Annotated in this window: 18 protein-coding genes; 8 read left to right on the forward strand and 10 right to left on the reverse strand. The window is 60.2% G+C overall.

Annotated features, from left to right (window positions below; translation table 11 throughout):
• Positions 1-68 precede the first annotated feature (68 nt).
• From FHX76_RS16730 to FHX76_RS08770, 3 genes are all read right to left on the reverse strand, one after another.
• Entirely contained in the window at positions 69-3,371 is a 3,303-nt protein-coding gene (locus FHX76_RS16730) for a DUF7507 domain-containing protein (RefSeq protein WP_167149883.1), read from the reverse strand.
• Between the two features lie 830 nt (positions 3,372-4,201).
• Entirely contained in the window at positions 4,202-7,411 is a 3,210-nt protein-coding gene (locus tag FHX76_RS08765) for an efflux RND transporter permease subunit (RefSeq protein ID WP_167149885.1), read from the reverse strand.
• Positions 7,412-7,503: 92 nt separating this feature from the next.
• Positions 7,504-8,154: a hypothetical protein gene (locus tag FHX76_RS08770; protein WP_167149887.1), complete on the reverse strand. Its 651-nt coding sequence runs from the start codon at positions 8,152-8,154 to the stop codon at positions 7,504-7,506.
• A gap of 260 nt (positions 8,155-8,414) precedes the next feature.
• Between FHX76_RS08770 and FHX76_RS08775 the strand changes: the two genes are divergently transcribed.
• Entirely contained in the window at positions 8,415-8,594 is a 180-nt protein-coding gene (locus FHX76_RS08775; protein ID WP_167149889.1) for a DUF3073 domain-containing protein, read from the forward strand.
• Between the two features lie 202 nt (positions 8,595-8,796).
• Here the strand turns inward: FHX76_RS08775 and purM are convergent, their stop codons facing one another.
• Complete coding sequence (gene purM, locus FHX76_RS08780) at positions 8,797-9,906, reverse strand: phosphoribosylformylglycinamidine cyclo-ligase (RefSeq protein WP_167149891.1); 1,110 nt, start codon at positions 9,904-9,906, stop codon at positions 8,797-8,799.
• Between the two features lie 169 nt (positions 9,907-10,075).
• On the opposite strand from purM, the gene FHX76_RS08785 reads away from it, so the two are divergent.
• A complete protein-coding gene (locus FHX76_RS08785) occupies positions 10,076-11,311 on the forward strand; it encodes an MFS transporter (protein ID WP_167149893.1) in 1,236 nt (411 codons plus the stop codon).
• On the opposite strand, the gene FHX76_RS08790 is transcribed toward FHX76_RS08785, so the two are convergent.
• Complete coding sequence (locus FHX76_RS08790; RefSeq protein WP_167149895.1) at positions 11,308-12,102, reverse strand: helix-turn-helix domain-containing protein; 795 nt, start codon at positions 12,100-12,102, stop codon at positions 11,308-11,310. The two genes, FHX76_RS08785 and FHX76_RS08790, sit on opposite strands and share 4 nt — an antisense overlap.
• A 394-nt stretch (positions 12,103-12,496) precedes the next feature.
• Between FHX76_RS08790 and purF the strand changes: the two genes are divergently transcribed.
• Positions 12,497-13,957, forward strand: a complete 1,461-nt coding sequence (gene purF / locus FHX76_RS08795; protein WP_167149897.1) for an amidophosphoribosyltransferase — start codon at positions 12,497-12,499, stop codon at positions 13,955-13,957.
• Positions 13,958-14,110: 153 nt separating this feature from the next.
• Here the strand turns inward: purF and FHX76_RS08800 are convergent, their stop codons facing one another.
• Both FHX76_RS08800 and FHX76_RS08805 read right to left on the reverse strand, forming a co-directional pair.
• The gene (locus FHX76_RS08800; RefSeq protein WP_167149899.1) at positions 14,111-14,542 is read right to left on the reverse strand and encodes an MFS transporter; all 432 of its coding nucleotides are present in this window, start codon (positions 14,540-14,542) and stop codon (positions 14,111-14,113) included.
• Between the two features lie 121 nt (positions 14,543-14,663).
• Positions 14,664-15,026, reverse strand: coding sequence for a sterol carrier family protein (locus FHX76_RS08805; protein ID WP_167149901.1), 363 nt, complete (start codon positions 15,024-15,026; stop codon positions 14,664-14,666).
• Between the two features lie 90 nt (positions 15,027-15,116).
• On the opposite strand from FHX76_RS08805, the gene purD reads away from it, so the two are divergent.
• Both purD and FHX76_RS08815 read left to right on the forward strand, forming a co-directional pair.
• Entirely contained in the window at positions 15,117-16,370 is a 1,254-nt protein-coding gene (gene purD / locus FHX76_RS08810) for a phosphoribosylamine--glycine ligase (protein WP_167149903.1), read from the forward strand.
• A gap of 98 nt (positions 16,371-16,468) precedes the next feature.
• A complete protein-coding gene (locus FHX76_RS08815; protein WP_167149905.1) occupies positions 16,469-17,479 on the forward strand; it encodes a hypothetical protein in 1,011 nt (336 codons plus the stop codon).
• Between the two features lie 313 nt (positions 17,480-17,792).
• Here the strand turns inward: FHX76_RS08815 and FHX76_RS16365 are convergent, their stop codons facing one another.
• From FHX76_RS16365 to FHX76_RS08830, 3 genes are all read right to left on the reverse strand, one after another.
• On the reverse strand, positions 17,793-19,775 hold the full coding sequence (locus tag FHX76_RS16365) for a variant leucine-rich repeat-containing protein (protein ID WP_243848598.1): 1,983 nt from the start codon (positions 19,773-19,775) through the stop codon (positions 17,793-17,795).
• Positions 19,776-19,947: 172 nt separating this feature from the next.
• A complete protein-coding gene (locus FHX76_RS08825; RefSeq protein WP_167149907.1) occupies positions 19,948-20,373 on the reverse strand; it encodes an SRPBCC family protein in 426 nt (141 codons plus the stop codon).
• Positions 20,374-20,544: 171 nt separating this feature from the next.
• The gene (locus FHX76_RS08830) at positions 20,545-21,285 is read right to left on the reverse strand and encodes a GntR family transcriptional regulator (protein ID WP_167149909.1); all 741 of its coding nucleotides are present in this window, start codon (positions 21,283-21,285) and stop codon (positions 20,545-20,547) included.
• Positions 21,286-21,395: 110 nt separating this feature from the next.
• Here FHX76_RS08830 and mtnA point away from each other — a divergent pair, with 110 nt between their 5' ends.
• The 3 genes from mtnA to FHX76_RS08845 all read left to right on the forward strand — a co-directional run bounded on the left by mtnA (position 21,396) and on the right by FHX76_RS08845 (position 25,246).
• Positions 21,396-22,421, forward strand: coding sequence for an S-methyl-5-thioribose-1-phosphate isomerase (mtnA, locus tag FHX76_RS08835; RefSeq protein WP_341777900.1), 1,026 nt, complete (start codon positions 21,396-21,398; stop codon positions 22,419-22,421).
• Between the two features lie 91 nt (positions 22,422-22,512).
• Complete coding sequence (locus FHX76_RS08840; protein WP_167149911.1) at positions 22,513-23,610, forward strand: substrate-binding domain-containing protein; 1,098 nt, start codon at positions 22,513-22,515, stop codon at positions 23,608-23,610.
• Positions 23,611-23,719: 109 nt separating this feature from the next.
• Positions 23,720-25,246 carry a sugar ABC transporter ATP-binding protein gene (locus FHX76_RS08845; protein ID WP_167149913.1) on the forward strand — a complete coding sequence of 509 codons (1,527 nt, stop codon included), beginning with the start codon at positions 23,720-23,722 and terminating at the stop codon, positions 25,244-25,246.
• Positions 25,247-25,275 lie beyond the last annotated feature (29 nt).

The following is a 25,275-nucleotide window of genomic DNA, read 5'->3' on the forward strand; positions in this document are numbered from 1 at the left end:
CTGTTTTGGGGACCTCAAACGAGGCCTCACCTGCTGTTGTAAGTGGGGGGAAGGTACGCCATTGAAAGCTAAGGTGGCGTTACGGGTGGGATGCCGAGGTTCAGCGCCCCACTTGCCGTACAGATCATGACTTCACCGCTCGCTAGCGAAGTCTTTGGACAGGTCACCGACGCGGCCGGGAGCTTATTATCAACAACGGTGATTCCGTTCACCGTTCCACCACCGGTATTCGTCACGGTGTAGGTCCAGGTGATGGTGTTGCCTGACGGTACCGGCGATCCTGCTGGGAGCTCAGTGTTGGCTGGCGGGTAGCTTCCCTGCCAGGGTGTTGAGACGTTCCAGGCCTGCTTCTCGATCTTGAGACCGGTGAAGACGTTGGTGACCACGCAGGTCACGTTGCCCTGAGCTGGGACCGAGATATTGCCGGTTGGCACCGAGACCATCTCACCTTCTGGGCCGGTATTACACGCGATGCTATTGAGTGTGTACTTGGCCGGGCCGGTTGACTCGGTGATCTTGTAGCCCTGACCAGGGCGGACGAAGTGTGACACTCCCGTCGCGGAACCCGGGTCACTGTTTGCCGTCAGCCCAGCAGGCACCGTGCCTGTTGGGGTTGAGGTGAGCGTCCAGTTGCTTGGAACAGCCGTTCCGACGGTGCCGTTCTTGACCTCTTTGATCACGGTCAGGCTTGCCGTCTCGTTGACTGCCGAACACTTGACCCAGGTTCCGAGAGGAACATTGACCCATCCGTTGAGACCACCAGAGCTACCACCCTGTTCTGACCCGTCAGCGTTGAGCGGGATACAGGTCCAGCTACCGGTTGACTGGGGTGCTTGCAGCGGAATTGATCGGTTATCAACTTGCTTGTAGCGTGGATCGGCGTTGGGGCCGCCCTCAGCGAGTTCGTACTGGATTCCTGGAGTCACGGATGCTGTGGCAGCCGCAGACCCGGTCGCCCCTACCGGCCCCGTCTTTGTGCCAGCCGGCGCTCCGGCCGGGGTGTAGGCGGTGAGGTTCCAGTTTGCGGGGTTTGCCGGACCATTCGCGACAACCTTGGCGAGGGTGAGCTTGGTGTCACACGTGATCTTGTTTGTCACGGTGATGTCCATTGCGGCCGTCACTGTCTGCGAGCTGTCGAGTGCAAGCGGCGTCGCAAGCACCTGGCCGTTTACCTTGGTGATGAGCCCGTTACCGCTCCAGGTACAGAGCGGGAGTCCAACGATGCTCCTGGTCTCGTTGACCTTCACCGTTGATCCGACCTGTGCCGTTGTTGACGCGTCCCAGGCCAGTCCGTTGCCGTTCACTGATCCGGAAGCACTCACACCGGGAAGGTTGAACGCCGAGTTCGCGACGGGAGCGCCATTGTTCAGCACCCATTCCTTGTGGATTGTAATGGGCACGACAGGGGCCGGCTCTTTGTTATAGACGGTACAGCTCACGCCCTGGCTACTTGGTACCGTGACCGTGAACTTATTCTGAGCCGCGGTATCGCTAAACGTTGGAGTTCCTGTGCCAGAGGTGAACACACACTTGGTCGTGATGTACACGTACGGTGCCTGCTGCGTCTCGGTCACTGTCACGCTTCCAGAGGTCACGGGGCTCGTGTACGAGAGAGCGTAGTTCACGGCTCCGGTCTGGTTGGTCGTTTGTACGGGAGTATCAACGCCGACTCCTGATGTTCCGGATGCTGCGGTGAATGTCCAGCCGGAGCCTCCACTCGTCGCCCCGGTCAGGTCACCGGGAGCGTTCCCGAATGGAACCTTCATCTTCACAACCGAGAGAGAACCTTTACAGTTGGTTTCGGCCAGCGCTTTCAGCGCATCACCTGCTACTTGGTAGTTGGCCGTCTGGTAGTAATCCGCGGTTGCCGAGTTGCCAGCTCCTGCGTTGTAGGCGGTCGAACCGGAAACGGCTCGCAGGTTGTAGGCCGCAGCCGCTGCACTCACACCGGACCCAACTCCCATTGCGATCACTCGAGTGCCCTGCGCTTTGATCGCGTTGGCCGAGAAGATAGCGGCTTCCACTGACCGGAGGCGGGTGTTCGTTCCCACGCTGTCCAGCGTTTCGTTTGCGTATACGTTCGGGTTACCGTCTGTGAGCATAATGACTGCGTCATAGGTCACACCCGATTGTGCGATTTGGGAAAGCCCCCTGTCCCAGTTCGTTCCTCCGCCGTCGCTCAACCCGTCGATAAAGTTATCAACCGTCGTTGTTGAGCCAGCAACCGAGGTCAGTCCGAGCGTTCCGCCCCCTGGGGCAGGCACACTGTCGGAGAAGGTATAGACGGCAATTTGCGAGGGGCTGCCTTTGAGCGCTCCGGTGAGCTTCTTGGCCGCCGCTTTGAGGTTGCCAATCTGCGGTCCGATCGACGCCGAGAGGTCGATGAGAAGCGCAACGTTCAACCCGCATTTTCCGACGAGCGCAGGGTTGTTCCTGGAGTTCTGCCAGATACCACCCGATGCACTGTAGTTATTGTTTCCTGTGCCGAGCATGAAACCGTTCGCGGTAGAAATATCCGACCGGTACGTCTGCGCCGAGAAAAGTGTCGGGGTGCGGAACTGGTAGGCCGTTGAGTTGTTCGTCGAGCCTTGGTAGTCACCAGTGCGAAGAACGGTGTTGGAGAAGTAGCCGGGAGCCGGAGTAATCTCCCGCACGTAGAGCCCTGCGCGTCCGTTTGACGAGGTGATACCGGTCACTACCGCGATACACTCACCTGCGGCGTTTGACGTACACTCGGCAACCGGCGTCGCGCCAGCATTGCTTGCGTTCGCGAACAGACCAAGTTTGACGCCGGCAAGGTTGGTCACTCCTGCAAGGCCAGAGCGATCGCTACCAACCTTGATAATCACTTCTGCGGTGTTCGGTGCGGCCAAAGCGGCTACCACGTCACTCGCAGCTGCCAGTTTGCTCGCCTTTGGCGCTGGTGTTGTGACCTCTGGGGTCGGTGTTGCTGGATCAGTCACTTCGGGCTCAGGAACGGCCGGTTCCGTCACGGTGGGGTCTGGCGTAGCCGGGTCGGTGACCACGGGGTCAGGCACAACCGGATCTGGGGTAACTGGCTCAGTCACCGTTGGCGCCGGGTTCGGCACGACCGGGGCTGGGTCAGCGGGAGCCGGAGGCGTTGGCTCTGGAGCAACCTCTGCAGGTGCGGTGCGCTGCTGGCTCTGCGTATCCGTCGCCGTGCCGGGGTCGCCGTCAGTCGACCAATTGACGTTGACGATTTGAGCCTGGTTGGCAGCATTCGCTGCGCCGAGCACACCGTTGAACGGTGACAGCATCAGAGCGGTAGAAACGACAATCACCGCTGCCGAACGGAAGGTCCGGTGCGATGAAGCGCTCTGCCGCCGTGCTGAGCGGTGGTGTTTTGCCACAGCGGGTCGCTTCGGTTCGTTGGCATCGGTGCCACCGTTCCGAAGTGAACGTCGCGTAACCCAAAAACGGTTCATGTGACTGGTTCCCTCCCCCAAAAAGTACGGCACTGTTGCCGTCCCTCTCACGCTCCCCCGAGCGTGTGATCAAAGAATAGACACACTTCAGAAGGCCTGTCGAGCGCTTCAGATCGAATAGATTCCGCGGTTTTTTATTGGACCGAGGGTTTTTGTAAAAGCCAGACATCTGACGTTTGACGACTTATTTTTGCACCTACGGAGTCAGGTAAAACGACGACATTCGACCGCCGTTTGTCGCAATTGAGGGATACGCGGTTTTTGAACCGACCGTACTCACTGCAAGATTCATAATGCGATACTGGCGTACGCAAATTAAAAGCTTGACCTGGGGTTTTTTCTGAGACAACGAAAGACTCGGGCCAATTCGACACAAAACTCCCTGATCATCAGGCTCCCAAACGATTAGGTTCCTTTGGTTCTGCGATGCATGGCTGTCGCACGGATTCTCACGTGAATCGATTGACTCCGCGACCACTGGGTACAACGTTGTCGCGATCTGACGGAACCTGCGTACCCCATATTGCGACAGAGCGGTGTCAGAAAAAATTTGAGGAATGTGACCAAAATTTCTTGCTATTTCGAAACGTCGAGCCCAAGTGGCAAACCCATGGCGTGGAGATATCGAGCGGTCAACGCACGTTGATGGTCACCGTCACGACCACCCGAAGGCCGTCGTTAGCATTCGAATGGCATGACAAACACCCGAATGGCATCAAACATGCCCGCAGGCCGTGACAACCGCTCAAAGACCGTTAGCCGTCGATCGAAGATGAGTCGGCGAGCCTCAGCTCGTTATGTTCTCCTGCGTCTCGGAGGGCAGCCCGACGAAGCCGGCGGTTCTCTCGACGGTTCTCCACAGCAAAATAGAGCGTTGGGAGCACAATCAGCGTGAGCACGGTTGACGAGATAAGCCCCCCAATCACAACAACGGCAAGTGGTTGTGAAATGAAGCCGCCGTGCCCGGTCAGGCCAATGGCCATCGGGGTGAGCGCAAAAATCGTTGCAAGAGCCGTCATCAGGATAGGACGGAGCCTGCGAGACGCACCCTTCTCAACGGCCTCGCGAACGGACATTCCCCGAGCTCGATACTGGTTAACGAGGTCAACAAGGACAATCGCATTGGTCACGACAATACCGATAAGCATAAGCACACCGATGAGCGATGCGACACCAAGCGGAATGCCGGTCAGCACCTGCAACAGAATGGCTCCGGTCGCGGCAAACGGCACCGAGACCAACAAGATGAGCGGCTGAAGCAGACTCTTGAACGTTGCAACCATCACAATATAAACGATCAGGATCGCGGCAAGCAGCGCGAGCCCGAGTTGCGAGAATGCATCGGCCTGATCGGAGGCTGCCCCTCCGATCTTGGCCGTGACCCCGCTCGGCAGATCGACTTCTGCCAGAGCAGTGTTGGCATCGGCCGTAGCAGTGCCAAGGTCGTCCCCGGCTGGCTCAGCATCAACGGTTGCCGACCTGGCACCCTTGACCGTGGTAATCGAGACAGGCCCGTCAACAATCTCAACGGTCGCGAGCGAGTTGAGCGGCACGATGCCTGCAGCCGTTGGCACGCCAAGCGCTGACAGCTCTTCGAGCGTTGCAGGAGGCGCCTCGGTTGCCACGTACACCGTTACGGTTGAGTTATCGAGAACGATAGAACCGATGGCAGCTGGCTGCATCGTCTGGGCAACGATCTGGCTCAGCGCGGCCTCTGACAGACCGGCCTCAGCCGCAACATCGCGGTTGGCCGTCACCGCTATATACGGCCGAGAACTCGTAATATTGCTCTCAACCTGCTGAAAGCTGTCAAAGGTCTTGAGCTTTTTCACTACCGCCTCAGAAGCCAAAGCAAGCTCCTTTTGGTTTGGGGAGGTGATATCAATACTGATTGAGGACGAGGCCCCAAATCCGCCACCGCTGGCGTTCAATGCAATTTCGCCAACGTCGTTGAGGGCGTCAAGCCGCTGCCGAACAGTGTCTTGGAGCGCTTCTTGGTTGGCGTCTTCGTCAGTTGTAATAGAGAACGAGATTTGACCGTCGCCCCCTCCGCCGCCAAAGAGCGCGCCAAGAGAACTCGCCCCGTTGGTGATCGTGAGCTGAACGGTTGTCACACCATCAATATCGAGCAGTTCCTGTTCAACCCGTGCCGCTGCTTCTGATTTCTGCTCAAGACTTGCACCGGGCTCAAGCGTCTGCGTTACCCCAAGGGTGTTCTGTCCGTCGCTCCCAAGAAAGTTGGTTTTCATGAACGGCGCAAGACCAAATGTGCCAACGAGGACAAGCACCGCAAGCAGGAGGGTGACCACGGGTTTGCGGAGAGTCCAGTGGATAACGGGGTCATAGGCCCGCTGCAACCTTGTTGGGCGCTCATCGTCGTTTGCATGTGCCGGATGCGCCTGCGGCTTGCGACGTCGCTCTGGCTTGAGGAACCAGTAGGCAAGGACCGGCACAATCGTGAGCGACACCAGCAGGGAAGCGAGTAGCGCAATCGTAACGGTCATGGCAAACGGGCGGAAAAGCTCGCCCGTCATACCCGCGACAAAAGCGATTGGCAGAAAGACGGCAACCGTTGTCACTGTTGAGGCGGTAATGGCGCCCGCGACTTCGCGCACGGCCGCGACTATCGATTGTTCTCGATTGTCGCCGTCGCGCAGGTGCCGAGTGATGTTCTCGATCACAACGATGGAGTCGTCGACAACACGACCAATGGCTATCGTGAGTGCGCCAAGCGTCAAGATATTCAGCGTGTAGTCGGCCGCTTGGAGGCCAAGGAACGTGATCAGCACTGACGTGGGGATTGAGATGGCGGTGACCAGCGTCGCCCTGATAGAAAACAGGAAAACGAGAATAATGAGCACGGCAAAGACGAGCCCAAGCAGACCCTCAATCGCAAGCGTCTCGATCGAGTTTTGAATGTACGGAGCCTGATCGAACACGACGGTGAAGGTCACCGCCTTGGCTGTTTTGGCAAGCTCGGGGAGGGCCTCTCGAACCGCGGTGGATACCTCGACCGTGTTCGCCCCTTGGGACTTGGTAACCGAGATCGAGAGTGCGGGCTTCCCGTCAACACGGGAGATGGAATTGACCGGATTATTCTCAAGCACAACCGTGGCAACATCGCCAATGGTCACGGGGGCGACTTCAGTCGAGCTGATACCGGGAATACCGGGCGCCTGCGCTGCCTCCTGTCCAAGTGACTGACCGCTCAGGCCTTGGGAAGCAATCAGAGGAAGCGATTCGATTTGTGACACGTCATCGAGCTGGGAGCCTGCCTGCACGGCGAGCGTCTGATTGTCTTCGGTAATTGTCCCCGCGCCAAAGAGCGTTCCGTTGCTCTGCAGGGCAGCCGAGATTGCTTGGCTGCTCAATCCGGCAGCAGCAAGCTTGACCGGATCGGGCGTTATCGTGACTCGTCTGCCTGGGTCACCAACAAGGGCAGCCTCGCGCACGCCGTTAATATCTGCGAGTTCGGGGATAACGGTCTGCCGAAGCGTCTCAGCAAGCGCCTCGGTGCTCGCGCCATCATCGCTCGTGACCGCGATCTGCATAACGGGAAAGTCGTCAAAATTTCCGGCGATAACCTGAGGGTCCGCCCCATTTGGCAGGCGCGAGCTGATCCGGTTGAGTGCCTGCATGATTTTCTGTTCGGCGGTGGCCAAATTCGTGCCGTACGTGAACGTGGCAGAAACCACGGATGAACCGGTGGATGACGTCGCCGATGTTGATTCAAGATCAGGAACACCCTGGATGGCCGTCTCGATGGGTGTTGAGACGTCTTCATTGACAACCTCAGGTGCCGCCCCTTGGTACTGCGTGACAATCGCAAGGGTTGGAAACTGCACGGAAGGTGCGAGCTCTTGCTTGAGGCCCGTGAGCGCTATGCCACCAAAAATGGCAACAACGATCGTAATAAGGGCGATCAGCGCCCTGTTTTTGAGACTTGCCACAGAAAGTAGGAACACTCGCCGATTATCTCACGCCTGAATATTGGCCCGCAGATTGAGGAAGTCCTGCGGAGATAGTTCGCCGATGGCTCCCCTGCGGGGAACACACTCTACGAAGCGAAGCGGATCGGCACGAGGAGGTCCTGAACGCGGTCGTTGGCCGCGGTGTGATCGTTTCGAGAGACAATGGCGCACTCGGTTGTTGTGCAATCAATAAGATCAGTGGACGATGCGGGAATCGTCAGATACGCGGTGAACTCCCCCGCCTCGGAGTTGTCATAGCCCCGTGTGGCAAAGGCGCGCCAAGCCCAGTTGTCACTGATCCACGTGGTCTCAAGGAACTCATGGGTATCTGGCGCGTCTGGGTCTTTCCCATCGGTGGCATCCTCTGGGATCCCGCCGATACACGGCGATGGTTTCACAAGCGGGTCGCCAGGATCTTCACACACGGCGACATACACGCCGTAGCTTGAGTCGAAGCCGCTACCTTTAACGACAAATCTGTCTCCGGCTTTCACCGCGCTCAGGTCGGCGGGAGTGACGCCGTCTTCTTCAAAAACGGAGAGCGTTCGCGTCCGACCATCTGGCCCCGTGCTTGAGGCGGTGGAGGGATCGGAAGCGGTCGGCGCTGGCGTCGCTGGCCCGGCATCGGTATGCGTCACGATAGGGATCACGACGATGGCGGCAAGCACAAGACTGACGGCCGCAATGCCCATGAGTGCCCACAGTATCCAACGTACAAAACGTCGCGATCGTGCCATGTGCTGTCCTCCGTGGGGTTCACCGTCCAGCCTACCGTTTTCGCTTGCCAGGACCCCGCGTACGCAGGAGATTCGCATGCGGCTCTCGGCATCTTGCGGCCCAAAAAGATAACCCCGCCGTCATATAACTGTCAAGAGCCTGCAACAGGCGTTTGAACGCCCTCGCTCGTGATAGGCTGTAAGTTGATTTTGTCCCTCATTAGCACCATTGCCTCGCGGCCCATTTCCCGCGAAGCCCGACACTGTAAGGGGGGTCTCGCATGGGGCGCGGCCGTCAAAAGGCGAAGCACACCAAAGTGGCTCGTGAGCTGAAGTACTTCAGCCCTGATACGAACTACACCGACCTTGAACGTGAGCTCACAGCGAAAGCTGCGAGCACTGAAAACGACTCAGACGCGTGGGCTGAATACGCCGATAAGTACAACACCGACGAAGACTAGTAATCCTTCATCGGTTTCTGTTTCGACCCATTTTTGTGGCGACCCAGTTCACCTCTCAAAACGGCTTGGCTTCGCCCAGCCGTTTTGTGCGTTGACGCCCAAAGGACTCCTCGAAGCCCCGCGCTGTTCAGCACCTGCATCTATTTGGGAGTTTCTGCAGCAAATCCTGGGATATTGCGCAGAAACTCCCAAACGGATGCGGTTAGTTGGCGTACGCTCCGGTGAGGCGAACGGCCCCGCCGTTGATACCCTTTGCGCCCTGCTCGAAGCCGACAAAGTCGCGGGCTTCAGTGGAGACGCGTCCGGTAACCCACGATTCGATGCCCTTGGCGTTGAGCGCATCGATGATGCCCTTTGCCGAGTCGCTCGAAGCGATTACAAACATTCCGATACCGAGGTTCCAGGCACCCTCTGCGCTCTCAAGCGTGTGCCCGCCGAGCTCAGTGAGGTGACGGAAGACAGGAAGTGGGGACCAGCTCGTGCGATCAACCTCGCTCCAGGACCCCTCGGGAAGCACGCGCGCGAGGTTCGCCGCGATGCCGCCGCCGGTGACGTGACTCAGGGCGTGAATGCCATGCCCAAGCTGAGGATCGGCAAGGATCTCGAGGAGTGGCATGGTGTACAAACGAGTCGGCTCAAGCAGGACCTCGCCGTAGGTTCCGCCCAGTTCGTTGGAGTGGTCGGTGTAGAGCACGTCGTTGCGGGCCAGGATGTGGCGCACGAGCGAGTAGCCGTTGGAGTGGAAGCCTGAGGCCGCGAGCGCGATCACAACGTCGCCGTTGGTAACCCGCTGGGGCCCGAGGAGCTTGTCGGCTTCAACAACGCCGACGGCCGCACCAGCCACGTCGTATTCGTCAGCTTTGAGAAGGCCGGGATGCTCGGCGGTCTCCCCGCCAACGAGGGCGGTTCCTGTCTCTTCACACGCGCGCGCGATGCCACGAACGATATCGGCGATGCGCTCTGGAACAACCTTGCCGCAGGCAATGTAATCGGTCATGACGAGCGGCTTCGCTCCAACAACAACAATGTCGTCCACAACCATGCCGACGAGGTCTTGGCCAATGGTGTCGTGCTTATCGATGGCCTGAGCAATAGCAACCTTTGTGCCGACGCCGTCGGTTGAGGTCGCAAGCAGCGGGCGATCGTAGCTCTTGAGGGCTGAGGCGTCGAACAGGCCGGCGAAGCCGCCAACCCCGCCCATTACCTCTGGACCGTGGGTTTTTGCCACAGCACTTTTCATCAGCTCAACGGCAATGTCTCCGGCGGCGGTGTCCACCCCGGCCTGGGCATAAATCGACGGATTCTCAGTCACCCGTCAAGACTAGCAAGATCGCGGTGTTGCCGCCGCCAAGAACAATCTGGTTGCAGAGCCATATCCTCCGAATCCTGAACTCGTGCAACGCCAACGACGCTGGACCATCGGTAGGAAGCTTGGGACGGCGGGTCGGGTAACAGCCACCGAACACAACAACCATAGAGCCATGACAACTACCGCCCCCGTGCCAATTCAACCAATCGATCAGAAGCTGGATTCCCAATACCCACAGCGGCTTCCCTACGGCGCGCTGATCACCATGATGCTGATGAGCTTCTTTCTGGTTACGGCAGAGTTCCTTCCCAGCGGCATGCTGACCCGAATCGCCGATGGCCTCAACGTCACGACAGGCCAGGCGGGCCAGATGGTTTCGGTTACAGCTTTTGCTGGCTTGCTGGCTGCGCCAACCATCGGCGTCGTGTTTCCTCGACTCGACCGCCGCTCGCTACTCGTGTGGATGGCGGTTGCAGCTGCCGTCTCAAACATCTTGGTCGCGATCGCGCCGTCGCTTCTGCTGGTGATCATCGCTCGGCTCCTGCTTGGCGTAGCGATTTCGGGATTCTGGACGATGTCGATTGCGGTCGCCTCGCGTATTGCCGGGCCCAAACGGCTCGGCCGCGCGGTGATGTTTAACGCAGCAGGAGTCTCGCTTGCCACGATGGCAGGGGTACCGCTCGGCGTGATGTTGGGCGAGCTGGTTGGCTGGCGGGGAGTATTCGTAGTGATTGCAGCGCTCAGCGGACTGCTTGCTGTGCTGCTGCGACTCCTGCTCCCTCCTGTTCCAGCGGCAACCTCAACGCAGTTTTCTGCGCTTTTCGCAGCCCTCCGCCACCCAGGGATTGGGATCGGCGTCGTCGCAAACATGCTCGTGGTCGCCGGGCACTTTCTCGCGTATGCCTACATTCGTGTCGCGCTGGAACGCGTGACCGATGGCGGGGTGGCAATTCACGCCGACACGATTGTTCTGTTGCTGGCAGCGTTCGGGCTCGGCGGCCTCATTGGCAACGCAGTCATTGGGCTCATCGTGGATCGCCGTTACCGGCTGCTCGCCGTCATCACGCCGTTGATCATCGCCGTGCTCCTGCTTGTCGTCTCAACCGTTTCTGGCTCGCCGTGGGCAACTGGCGTAGCGGTCTTTGCCTGGGGATTCTTCTTTGCCTCGTGGATACTCATCGCAAACACGTGGGTGGGGCATCGCCTGCCACATCAGCTGGAAGCAGGAGGAAGCCTGATCGTCGTCGGATTCCAGGCCGGCATTGTACTTGCGGCGGCGGTTGGCGGAGTCCTCGTCGACGCGCTCGGAATCGTTCCGGTCTTTATTACTGGCGCGGCCTTACTGCTGCTCGGCTCGCTCCAGTTTGGGATCTCTGACACCATTTCAGCTCGACGCGGTAACGCCTAGAGAATCGCGCTTGCCGACGCCCTCTTCTTGGCATCCAAACGCCAAGCAGAGGGTGTCTTTCCAACATACCGCCGAAACGCGCGGCTAAACCCATCGTCTGATTCATAGCCAATTGCGCGAGATACGTCTGAAATCCCAAGTCCGCTTGCGAGCAATTCCTGCGCAGAACGAATCCGAACCCCAGTGACGTAACTTGCCGGCGAGGTCCCAGTGGCCGCCCGAAAACGTGCCGCAAATGCCGAACGTGACATCGCGCTGACTTGCGCGAGCCTCTCAAGACTCCATTCCGCACCCGGGTCTGCGTGGATGGCTTCAACAACACGATCGAAGAACGGGTCGTTTGTTCGTGAGGGCCAGTTCGATGGTGCGCAGCCGCGAAGCACCCAGGCCCGGATGATCGAGACCAGCACCGTGTTCGCCATCATCCGGCAGACAATCGAACTTCCCAACTGGTCATATTGGTCGTTTCCGCCGTGACCAAGCGTTGGCCCAAGTTGAGACGCGAGCGCAGCAACCGCGGGTTCGTCCGCTGCCAGGTTACGGACGTTGAGGATATCGGGGAGTAGTTCGAGCAGGTGGGCTGCAGCCTCGGTAAACCGCAACGTGGAGACCAAGATGAACGCGTGATCCGAAGTCAGTATCGAGTGACGCTGCCGGCCGGTAAAAAGCAGTGCGTCTCCCGCAGAGTATTCCGTCTGTTCTCCATATGAATCAACGCTCATCGCGCCGGCAATGATGTAGACGAGGGTGACGCAGTCTTGGGAAACTGCAATCACGTCTGTTGATCTCATCGTCGAACGATGCTGCTGAAGCACTTCTGCATCAATGCCACTCAGCACCCGGATAATCGCCGAAGCATGGACACCGCTGGGACCGGATTGCTCGGAACGGGCAGGGAGAGACGGCGCAAGAACCGATTGGGCTGTGCTCGCAGAACATTCGGTCATAGTCATGGCCAGTGCAACCCGTCACGCGCTCCGAATATTCCAGAGGGAACACGAGCTGGCTTGATTCTGAGCAGCCCGACCAACTCGGTCTCGGCGGTGAGGCCAATAACGCCCTGAGGGAAAGCCAGCGAGCATGGGAACCGACTGTGAGACGACCTTAATTTTTGGTCAATTGCAGCCGTCTAATGTGCGATGATGGACACCTACTCACCCTCGAACTTCAGGAGTTCTTGCACATATGTGTGGCATCGTCGGCATCGTCTCATCGGATCCCGTCAACCAGCAAATCTACGACAGCCTCTTGCTACTGCAGCACAGAGGCCAGGACTCCACCGGAATCGCGACTGCCGACGGCAGCGTCTTCCACCAGGTGAAGGCCAAAGGCCAGGTACGCGAGGCGTACCGTACGCGCGACATGCGCAGCCTTGCCGGCAACATGGGGCTCGGCCACGTGCGCTACGCGACGTCTGGCCAGGCATCCGCAGAAGAAGAGGCCCAGCCGTTCTATGTGAACGCACCATACGGCATCATCCTTGTGCACAACGGAAACCTGACGAACACGCGCGAGCTGACGAGCGACCTGTTCAATGTTGACCGTCGCCATCTCAACACCCACTCCGACACCGAGCTCCTGCTCAACGTGCTCGCTACCGAGTTGCAGTCGCAGGTCTCAGGCCTCGACCTCGACCCAGACCAGGTCTTCACCGCGGTTGAGAATGTCAACGAGCGCATCCAGGGTTCCTACGCCGTTATCGCAATGATTGCAGGGCATGGACTCCTCGCGTTCCGCGACCCAAACGGCATCCGCCCCCTCGTGCTCGGCAAGAAGCAGCACGGCATGGTTGGCGACGACTACATTGTTGCCTCAGAATCGCTGGTCCTTGAGTCCGGCGGATACGAGATCGTGCGAGACATCGCTCCCGGCGAGGCCGTTTTCATCACCACCAACGGCGAGATCTACTCCCGCCAGTGCGCGAAGAACCCTCGCCTGATCCCGTGTTCGTTTGAGTACGTCTACCTTGCACGTCCCGACTCGACCCTCGACGGCATCTCGGTGTACGACGCTCGCCTTCGCATGGGAAACTACCTCGCAGACACGGTTGCGAACTACGCGCCGCTCGGTGACATCGACGTTGTCATGCCTATCCCCGATTCCGCGCGCCCCTCAGCAATGCAGGTCGCCCAGAAGCTTGGCGTTGACTACCGCGAGGGATTCTTCAAGAACCGCTACGTTGGCCGCACCTTCATCATGCCTGGCCAGGCCGTTCGTAAGAAGTCGGTCCGCCAGAAGCTCAACGCCATGGGGGTTGAGTTCAAGGGCAAAAATGTGCTCATCGTCGACGACTCGATCGTGCGCGGCACCACGTCAAAAGAGATCATCGAGATGGCCCGCTCTGCCGGCGCCAACAAGGTGACGTTCGCCTCAGCCGCTCCTCCCGTTCGGTTCCCCCACGTCTACGGCATCAACATGCCGTCGCGCCACGAGCTCATTGCCTTCGGCCGCAAGATCCCAGAGATCAACCGCGAGATGGGCAGCGACCACCTCATCTACCAAGAGGTAGAAGACATGTCGAAGGCTATCCTCGAGGGCCAAAGCAAGGTGACCGAGCTTGAGACCAGCTGCTTCACTGGCGAGTACCCTGCCGGAAACATCACGGAAGAGTACCTGCAGTGGGTTGAGGCAAACCAGCAGAGCTAGGCCAGCCTCCGCTGTCCGACTACAGGAACGACGGGACGCCAACAGCACTCATACGGTCAGCACTCACACGGTCGGCGGGAGAAATCCTGCCGGCCCTGTCAGTTAAGCGTGGGCTGACTCAGCCAGAGCGGGCTCTACCGAATCGTATCGCTGCTAGTCGGCGTCGTGCGTAATAATCCGCACGGCCGTCGCGGTTCCGCGCTTGCGAGAAACAATCTTGTCAAGAATGAGGGCAAGCACCGCACCGAGCGCAAGGCCGAGGGTTGCGCCAACAAGCGCGATGAACCCCATGACCTGCCAGATTGTGTAGTCATCACTCACCGGGAAGAACAGCGTGACGATGGCGCCAAGCACCGCACCGACAACGAGGCCGGTAATCATCAGGCGCGGGTAACGAACTGAACGCTGAAGAACAACCTGCTCCTCAACCGTCTGCACCGTGGTTTCGGGAACGGATGTCGCATTCGCGCCAGCCGCAGGATCAACGGTTGCGTCGCTCACTGCCGGAGCGGCTGCACCGTTCGCAGGGCCACCAAGGGGCTTGTCTGCTGGCACAACGGGTTCTTCGGGCAGTGGCGTAGTCATACCTTCTATTGTCGCAGGTATCTCACGTGCTCGACGCCGCTCGCTCGAGTGGCACAAGAGCGGCCGTTGAGGAGAGTGCTCGCCGGCGCACTGCACGCTCGCCGTGGGCTATCCCCGCAGGTCAGGCCGGGAGCACCCCTGGTAGGTAGTCGCTCAGGTCGGCGCGGAGGCCGGATGCGTGCACACGCGCGTCAGCAACGGCGTCGACCCAGTCAAGTTCGCCGGCCCATAATGCGAGCCAGGTCGGCGCATCCATCTCGACCACGTTTGGCGGGGTGCCCCGCGTATGCCTCGGCCCCTCAACGCACTGCACCGCGCCAAACGGCGGAACCCTCACCTCGACGGTGTTGCCTGGTGCCGTGTTCGCGAGCACCTGGAGCGTGAACCGAACCGCGGTCGCCGTCTGCAATCGCGTGGCGTTGCCACCCTGAACCGCGACGAGGGCCGCCGAACCGTCGGCCGAACTAATCTCACGCTTTGCCATGACCCCATACTATGGCCGAGATCTGGCGGCCAGCGCCGACTTACAACGCTCTTTTCTGCGCGGAACCGCTCTATCGAATAGGCTGAGGGAGTGAAAATTCTTGTGCTTGGCCCCGGAGCCCGTGAACACGCCATCATTTTGGCCCTACTCGCCGAGGATGCCGGCCACGACATCATCTGCGCGCCAGGCAACGCCGGCATCGCTGCAGATGTAACGACCATTGCGCTTGACGCGAATAACCCAAAGCTTGTCACCGAGTTTGCCCTCGCCGAAGAGGTTGACCTTGTTGTGATCGGGCCTGAGGCACCCCTGGTTGCTGGAGTTGCTGACCCGCTGCGCAAGCACCGCATCCCGGTCTTTGGTCCAAGCAAGGCTGCAGCAGCCCTCGAAGGCAGCAAGGCGTTCGCGAAGCGCATCATGGATGCCGCGCAGGTGCCAACCGGACGCGCCCAGTCAATCACCGACCAGGCAACGGCAGAAGCAACCCTCGACGCCTTCGGTGCACCCTACGTTGTGAAGGCCGACGGTCTTGCCGCTGGTAAGGGCGTTTTGGTCACTGAAGACCGCGCCGCCGCCCTCGACCACGTCAATAACTGGATTTCACGGGGCGAGGTGCTTATCGAGGAGTTTCTTGACGGCCAAGAGGTCTCACTGTTCTTGCTGTCTGATGGCGAAAACGTGCTTCCGCTCTCCCCCGCCCAAGACTACAAACGACTCGGCGACGGGGATGCCGGCCCAAACACTGGTGGCATGGGCGCGTATTCACCCCTCCCGTGGCTCCCAGCCGGTTTTGTTGACGAGGTTGTGAACAGCGTTGCCGTTCCGACGATCCGCCAGCTTGCCAGCGAGGGGACGCCGTTTGTTGGCCTGCTCTACTGCGGTCTCATCATGACAAGCAAGGGCGTCCGCGTCATCGAATTCAACGCCCGTTTTGGCGACCCGGAGACGCAGGTAGTTCTTCCCCGACTCCAAACGCCACTCAGCGGACTGCTCTACGCGGCCGCAACTGGAAACTTGGCCTCGCAACCCGCACCATCGTTCTCAGACGACGTTGCCGTGACGGTTGTCCTCGCGAGCGAAAACTACCCGGAGGCCCCTGTTACCGGGCGCCCAATCACTGGGCTGGATGCGGCTGCAGCGGTTCCAGGAGTCCAGATCGTGCACGCGGCGACCGCGACGGATAACGAAGGGGCGATGATCGCCACTGGCGGCCGGGTACTCAGCGTTGTGGCAACCGGTCAGAACTTTAGCGAAGCACGCGATCGCGCGTACCAAGCAATCGGACTCATCCACCTCGAAGGCAGCCACTATCGCAGCGACATCGCTGCCCGAGTCGCCAACTAAGCCAAGGCACAAGCCCTAGTCGCGGCCCTCATACCAAACGTACTATCGGTAGTGAAGGCCAACATCCACCCGGAACAGCCACGGAAAGGCTCATCCTCATGTCAGCTCAATACCCATACCAGGGCCAGCCTCAAGCACCGGTTACGCCCGGCGCAACCGGCCACTCCCCCTCGGCGGGGCCAATTGCGGTCGGTCCATTCACCCTGCGCGAACTCATTGTCATCGTTGTAGGCGTTTTCCTGTTTGTAAACTCGTTCCTGCCACTCATGACGGCCGGATACTCCGGCTTCAGCGTGTCGGCAACGGTGTGGTCTGATGGATTCATCACCGGAATCGCAATCGGTGTGCTGCCACTGGCTGTTGCAGCCCTGCTGCTCATGCGCCGCTTGGCCCCTGCGACGCCGCTGCGTCTTGGGTCGCTCAGCGTTGACCAGTTCGCATCGGTCATCAGCGTTGTGCTGAGCGTGTACTACCTGAAGATGATCTTCTCGCTCGCCGCTGCGAGCGTCGACGTCGGTATCGGCACCATTCTTGGCCTTATTTTCAGCCTCGTTGCCCTTGCCCTCACGGTCTTCTCGTATTTCATCCCCGTGTTCAAAGCCGAGTTCACCTCGCGCAACGAGGTTGTTGCTCACCCGATTGCTCGTCCGGTGCAGCCGCTCCCCGCGCGCGTTGTTCCCCAGCAGCAGTACGCCCAGCCTGGTGCCTACGCACCAAACCAGACGGGACCCGTTGGCGGATACGCGCAGCAGGCACCGGCAGATCAGAACCAGACCGGCGCCTACAACCAGGCAACCGGCCAGTTCGCCCCTGCCTTTGGCGCACAGCCTGATGTTCAGGCAGCACCGTCGATTCCGACCGCACCTGCCGCCCCTCAACACGAGGCAGCACCTGCCAACGCGACGCCAGCACCGGCAGCGCAGGCCTTCTGGATTGCCGTCCCAGAGCAGCGCGACGTTGTCGACGAGCTCACGGGCGCCGTCCTCTTCGCTGCCCTGCCAGGCGGTTGGATTCTTGCGACCGAAGACCGCGGCGACGCGCTTGTTGTTCGCCACGAGGATGGCCGCACCGGCATCCTTCGCAACGTAGCTGGAGTGCACCGCGCCTAGCGCATCCTTCGGCTCAGAACAGCGGGCGGATCCCTTCGGGGGTCCGCCCGCTTTTTGTGTACCGGCACGGCTTCGAGGCATCACCGGATGTGTCCAACGATTGGGGGCACACTGGGGCACCCATGCGCTTTGGCCGGGTATCCCCCGCAGCAGGGCGCTGGTGCAGAGCCCTGCTCATTGGCGGCGACAAGACGCACGAGGACGCAAGGACGCAAGGACGCAAGGACGCAAGCGCCACGCCTCACACAACAAGAAACGGCGGGTGGGCTCCAAAAGGAGTCCACCCGCCGTTTGATCGAGTCAGGATCTCTCGCTAGGCGAAGAGCTTCTCGAGCGATCCGTCCTTCGAGTATTCGGCAATCTTGGCCGAAACAATGGCCGAGATATCGGAGACCGTCGCAACGGGGCTGAGGAACCAACCGCCGTCCTGCTTCACCGCGGTGAGGTGCCATTCCTCAACGCCAAGCTTTGACATCGGGTCAAACTCGTTGTCGGTGAGGCAGTATTCCTCGTCGCTGTATTCAGTAGAAATCTCCGCGCAGACGCCGGTTAGCGAAAGGTTGAACTCGGAGTATTCACTGTCGGAGGAGATGCTGAAGTCTTCAAACTGAAGCTCAGCCCTGTCCCCATCGATATCACTCGTGAAGCCGGGCGTGACGCTCGCATCGAGGGGGAACCCCTCTGCTTCTGCTAGCATCGGCGGGCCGTAAATCGCGACGAGGCGACGTTCGGCGAGCGGCAAGGAGGCAACAAGCGAATCGATGTCGGCGTTCTCAAACGTGTCGATGACGGCATCGGTGAGGCCCTCAGCTGCCGCCTCTGGAGAGTCGTACTTCTCAACGTCCTTTGCCGACGGCATGGTGCCGCGCTCTTCTTCGCTAATGAGGTCGGTGCCCTGGTACACGTACTCTGCACCGGTCAGCATCGGGCTCACGAACCACGAGCCGCCCTCCTTCACCGTCATGAAGACCGGGTCAAAACCGAGCTCGTCGCTAATGTCTTCAACGCTGATCTCGAAGGGAAGCTCGTCGTCGAGGAAGTCCTGGACCTGATCCCGAGTCTCGTCTTCGTCATACTCGCCAAGCGAGGATTCGAGGCTATCGGCCTGAAGAGACACAAACTCCATAACGGCGTCGGTTACCTGATCTGGGTCGCCAGAAACCTCGAGGGTTCCGTCGGTGATCGTCACGAGTTCGATGCCCTCGTCGATGGTCTCAGTCTCAAACTTCAGGCCGTCAAACTTGACCTCGACCGTATCGGTAATCTTTGTGAGGAGCTCAGTGAGTTCCTTTTGCTTGTCATCTTCACCAACCTCAACTTCTTGGAGTCGATCAAGCGACGATTGGAACGCGCTAATCTCCGACGGGGCAAGCGAACCGTATGCCGACAACAAGTCAACGTTCGAGACCGACCCGAATAGCTTCTCGACGGCACCAACGGGAGAGGACGCTCCCCCAATCTTCGAGAAAATCAGGGCGTAGGCGAGTCCGCCGCCACCAAGCAACAGCACGAGGGCGCCGGCGATGAGGCCAATGATGAGGCCCTTTTTGCGCTTACGCGGGGCAGGGGATGCCGCGGCCGCGGCACCCGGCGCACCGTACGGAGGCACAGGGCCGCCTGCGCCAGGTTGAGCGAATTGGTTCGCCTGCGCTGGTTGCTCAGCTTGGCCGTGCATGCCCTGCTGAGCCGTTTGCGCATCGGCTGGGAGGTGAGGCAGCTGCTGCGTAGGCAGTTCTGACGGTGGCACCGGCTGCGTGTACTGCGCCGTCGGCTGAGCGGCGGTATCTTGGGTGGCTGGCGCATCGAGAGGAAGTGCAGGGGCGCCGAGTGGCTGAGCGGGAGCTACTGCGGGCGGGGCAGGAACATCGGCTGGTGCGGCCGGCACATCGACTGGAGGAGCCGGCACGGAGGCTTGGTCAGCGACCGGAGGCGCGGGAACAGCCTCGGCGGGCGGCAGTGGTGCCTCCGTTGGCGCAGCGGGAGCAGCAACTGGCGGGGCAGGAACGCTTGCGGGCGGCGCTGGAACGCTTGCGGGCGGGGCCGGAACATTGGCGGGCGGGGCCGGGACGCTTGCGGGCGACTGAGGCGCGCTCTCCGCGCGCACGCGAGCGACGGCATCCTTCGCTGCTTGGTCTCCGACCTGGGCGATCCAGTCGAGGAGACCCGGGTAACAAGCCGGGTTCGCCGCGACGGCGGCCTGAGCTTCAGGGTGCGTCGCGGCGATCTCGGCAAGTCGCTCTTGCGACGTCGCCGGATCGGCGGCTTCCCTCAGAAGATCGGGTGTGTGGTTGTCCATTCAGTAAATCCCTACGTTGTTGGCGGTGACCCCAGTACGTGCACTGTCACGGCGCTGCGTGACGATACACGCGTTTAACCCTAGCTTGGGAATTGCGGGTAGGTCGAAAATACGGTGATTAACCGTCACGATCGCGCAACGTTGCCAACGATTTGCCCATCGCCAACCGGAATTATTCGGCGAGCTCCCCAGCGAGATACGCACGCAGGTCTTCGAGGTGGTACTCCCAGCCCTCGTGGTATTCCATGGCCCTGCGGTTTGCGTGTTCCAGTGAATCGAGCCCAGTTTCGGTGACCGTCAGGATGCTGCGCTCACCATCGGTGCGAATGACAAGCAGCACCGAGGTTGCATAGGCATCGCCGAGTTCTTGCCAGTTGAAGCCGAGTGAATGCCCAGGGATGACGATATCGACGGCACCCGTCGCGTGGCGCTCGCTATCGGCCTCGGCCCAGATTTCTGCGACACCGCCGCCAATGACAGCATCAATCTGCAGATCGGGCCACCAGATTGCCGTACGCTGCGGCTCAACCAGCGCCTGCCACACGGTCTCGCGCGCGGCAGGAAGAGTAACTCGAACGATGACGGGACCGACGGGCATAGGAAATCAACCTCCGATACGAGCGTAGCGTGCGGAAGGCATCTGGCACACCCGTATTCCGCTCGTGACCGACCGTTGTGCACGCATCCATTCGCCGCTCGTTGCGCTTCGGCCGCCATATTTTCGCAAACAGCGGCGAAGGGATGAGCGTCGAGGAACAACAGGCAAGCGCTAGAGGAGGCCGGGGCCCATCGTGCGCTTGAGCAGGAATGAGTAGTTGCCCTCAACAAAGTAGCTCTTTGAGTAGCCAACCAGGATGCCATCTTCGGTGTACTGCAGCTGGTCAAGCAAGAGGAAGAGCGTGTGCTGGCTACTGCCCTCACCCCAACCAATTTTCTTTGACTCAACGGCGTGCACTTCGGCGATTCCGAGCGTCGGATGCAACCCAAGCTGATCCTCGAAGTACGCGAAGATCGAGCCGCTCAGGGTCTCTGGATCGAAGTCGTCGGGAAAAATCGACATGGGGATGAGGTCAAAAGAATAGGCAACAACCTCGTGGTCGGCCATGATCTTTCGGTGCAGCTCAAGCACCTTGATTCCGGCAGGAACCTGCATGATTTCCGCCTCGCTTGGATGCACCTCGCGCACGTTCCGCCTGGCATATTCCATTCCTGGAATCTTTCCGCTTGAACGAATGGAATCGGAGATTGAGCCCATCCGTTCGAGGCCGTCGCGCACCTGCGGGGTTGAGCGAACGTAGGTGCCAAGGCCGTGTTTGGTCTGAACAAGACCAAGCACATCCAGCTCCTTGATCGCCGAGCGAACGGTCGCCCGCGACACCGCGAACTCGTCGCAGAGTTGGGCTTCAGTTGGCAGGCGGGAGCCCGGCAGGTACTCGGAATCGTGGATTCGAGATTTGAGCGTTTGCACGATTTCCTCGGAAAGTCCGGGCCGTGATTTTTTCGTTACCATGCGAGTCTTGACACCTTGTCCGTTGTCTGACAACCTAATTCAACGGCGAGGCCAACCCCGCCAATGCAGCTACCTAACTGTAGCCACAACACGTAGTAAGGATTGTATTAGTGAGAGCAATTGATTGGGTGTCGGAGTCAGCTCCCAACCCCTCGTGGATCAGGCTCCTCGACCAAACCCGCCTCCCGAACGATGAAATTGTTCTTGAGATTCGCACGGTCGATCAGCTCATCGACGCGATCAGCCGACTCGCCGTACGCGGCGCCCCAGCCCTCGGAGTAGCGGGCGCAATGGGCGCAGCGCTTGCACTGCAAAACGGCTCGGCAGAAACCGCAACAGAAGAAATCGCCCGCCTCCGCGAAGCCCGACCAACGGCGGTCAACCTCGCCTGGGGCGTCGACAGGGTCATGCGGTCATTCGACCAAGGCTTTGACGCGGTACTCACGGAGGCCATCGCCGTTCGCGACGAAGATATCCTCGGGTCACAGCGGATGGCCGAAAAGGGCTACAACCTGCTCGCGGAGCTGTTGCCGGAGAAGATCAACGAGGGCCTCACCCTCATGACGATCTGCAACACCGGCTCGCTCGCGGCAGTTGAGGGAGGCACAGCCCTCGGCGTGATCGCCGAGGTCTTCCGCCGCGGAGACCTCACCAACGTCATCGCCTGCGAAACCCGTCCGCTCTTCCAAGGCGCACGGCTCACGGCCTGGGAACTCGCCAAGATGGGGGCACCACACCAGACGGTTGTTGACTCGGCGGCAAACTTCATCACCTCGCAGGGCGGCATCGACGCCATCCTCGTTGGCGCGGACCGTATCGCGGCAAACGGCGACAGTGCGAATAAGATCGGTACGTTCTCGATTGCTCTTGGCGCGCAGTACGCCGGGATCCCTTTCATCGTTGTTGCCCCCGAATCCACGATCGACGTGGAGACCGCGTCCGGCGATCTGATCACGATCGAAGACCGTGGAACCGACGAGGTTGTCACGATCAACGGCAAGCGGATGTCTCCTGCCGAGACAACATCCCTCAACCCCGCCTTCGATGTCACCCCAGCAGCGCTGATTACCGGCATCGTGACCGACGCCCGCGTCATCCGACCGGCTCTCGGCCAGCAACCGGCAGACGCCCTCTAAGCGCCGTGGGCTGGCCCGGTTGCGGCGCCTGCTCACGGAGACCCGACACCACATCGCACCACACAACACCAAGAGAGAAAGAGAAAGAACAATGAAGTTCAAAGCACTCCCGATTGTGGCCGCAGCGGCCTCGATCCTGCTGATGACCGCCTGCTCGCAGGGAACAACAACCGACACCCCAACCGACGCCCCAACGCAGGCAGCGGCAAGCAACGACTTCACCCTGCCTGACGCACAGCCGGAAGGGTTCAAGGACGGCCTCAAGGTAGCGCTCGTGCGCCAGTCGGGCATCGGCGACTACTTTGAGCAGTGGGGCAACGGATTCACCAAGCAGGTTGAGGCAGCCGGCGGCGTCGTTGAGTCCTACGACGCACGTGGTGACAACAGCAAGCAGGTCACGCTGTTTAACGACGCGCTGCTGAGCAAGCCAGACGTGATCGTCGTTGACCACGGCCTTGCCGACTCAATGAACCCAAAGATTGATGAGGCAGTTGACCAGGGCATCCCAGTTGTTGTCTACGACGGCGCCATCTCGAATGAGAAGGCGCTCTACATCTCGCAGGACGACGAATCACTGGCTGGCAAGATCCTCGACCAACTGAAGGAAGAGAACCCGGACGGCGGCAACATCGCCTACGTCAACGTGTCAGGCATCGCTCCGCTCGACACCCGCGACACGGTCTACCAGCAGTTCCTCAAGGACAACCCAACCTTCAAACAGGTTGCCAAGTTCGGGAAGTACTCAGAGTCGACCGCGGCCGACACCGCGACGGAGGGCGCTGCGGCGCTGAAGTCGGCTCCGGACACCAACATTGTGTTTGCCGCCTATGACGAACTCGCAAAGGGCGCGCTTATCGCGCTCCGCCAAAACAACATGAGCGAAAACGTGAAGGTCTACGGCGTTGACATCTCGACCGCTGACATCCAGCTCATGACCGAAGACGGCAGCCCCTGGCGCGCAACCGCGGCGACCGACCCAACCAACGTTGGAGCGATCAACGGCCGTGCGGCCATCGCCGCGGCAGCTGGCGTGGAGATGCCCTCGAAGTTCACCATCCCCGCAGCACTCATCACGCAGGACCTGCTCATCGAGAAGAACGTGGCCAACATGGATGACCTCCGCGCAGCCCTGCCAGAGCTCAACACGCCAGACGTGATGGGCGCCTCGTGGATTCCTGCCGCCAAGTAGTCAGTAACTAGCACAACCAGCAATACACGCTCCGGTTGTGGCGGCGGGGAAAACTCCCCCGCCGCCGCAGCCGCAGCACCCATCCAACGGTGAATGGAAGACACACGCTATGAAGAACGCGCTTGAACTGACGGGAATCGTCAAATCGTTCGGCCCAAACCAAGTACTCAGGGGAGTCGGTTTTGCGGTGCGCAAGGGCGAGATCTACTCGCTCATGGGCGCAAACGGTGCCGGCAAATCGACGCTTATCCGGGTGCTTTGCGGCGCGCACCGCTCTGACTCTGGCGAAATCCGTGTGAGTGGTGAACCGGTCGAGATGACGGACCCGCTCGCCGCGCAGGGCTTTGGCATCGGCACGGTGCACCAGAACCCAAACGACGGCGTTGTGCTCGACATGACGGTTGCAGAAAACCTCGCGCTCGACCGCTTCGTTGATGGGAGCGACGGGACCATGTTCAACCGCCGCAAGACGGAGGAACAGGCAACAGAAATCGCTGGGCTCCTCGGCATGAAGATGACCACAGACCTCCTGCGCACCCCGGTACGCGAGCTCGGGGTCTCCGACCGGCAGCTCATCGTGTTGGCTCGGACGCTCGCCCGCAGGCCGGAGGTACTTGTGCTCGACGAGCCAACCTCAGCGCTTTCCTCCGAAGAAATCAAAAGGCTATTTGACATCGTTCGCGACCTCGTTCGCGACGGAATGTCGGTGCTGTTTGTGACCCATAAGCTCGGCGAGATCGACGAGCTCGCTGATCGGGTTGGCGTGCTGCGCGACGGCGAGATGCGCGGCGAATTTGAGAAGCAGACCGACGGCCGGTTTGATTGGCCAACCGTACTCACCGAACTCTTCGACAAAACCCCATCCGAGCTCAGCCACGAAGAGATGCCAGGCGACCAGCCGGTGCTCGAGATCACGGGCGCGCAGGTATTCGCAGAGTCGGCTCCGTTTGACGCCACCATCCGCAACGGCGAAGTGACCGCCCTGCTCGGATTGCTCGGCAGCGGAAAGTCCGAACTGCTCGAGTGGATCTACGGCGACCGCAAAATCGTCGGAGGAAACCTTGCGATTGGCGGCGCCGAGTTTGCGCCAAAGCATCCTGGGGATGCTGTGAGCCGCGGGGTCTACCTCGTTCCTGAATCCCGCCACGAGCAGGCCATCATCCCGACCTGGGCAATCGACGCCCTCATGACCCTTCCCTTTGTGAAGCGCTTCTCGAAGCTCACGATCATGCAGCGCAGGGCCGAGAAACAGGCCGCGCAGGCCATGATCGACCGCATCCACATCGTGACGCAGGGCCCGTCAAGTGCCATCGAGACGCTTTCGGGCGGAAACCAGCAAAAGGTTGTCATCGGCCGCTGGCTGCTTGGCGAACCGCAACTGTTGTTGCTCGACGAGCCGTTCAGAGGGGTCGATATCAACGCCCGCCACGACATCGCCGATACCGTTCGCGCGATCACCGACAAAACGGCGGTGCTTGTTGCCACGTCTGACATCGACGAAGCCCTTGAGGTTGCCGACCGCATCCTCGTCTTCAACGAAGGGCGCATCGCCGCGGACCTCCGGCTTTCGGAGGCGACCAGAAAGCGCATCGTTGAGGCGATGAGCACGCACCATTCCAACCTGCTCGCCGACTAACCGGCCGCAGTCTCACTACCCACAAACTC

It is taken from the genome of Lysinibacter cavernae, from assembly GCF_011758565.1.
GTDB classification, from domain to species: Bacteria; Actinomycetota; Actinomycetes; order Actinomycetales; family Microbacteriaceae; genus Lysinibacter; species Lysinibacter cavernae.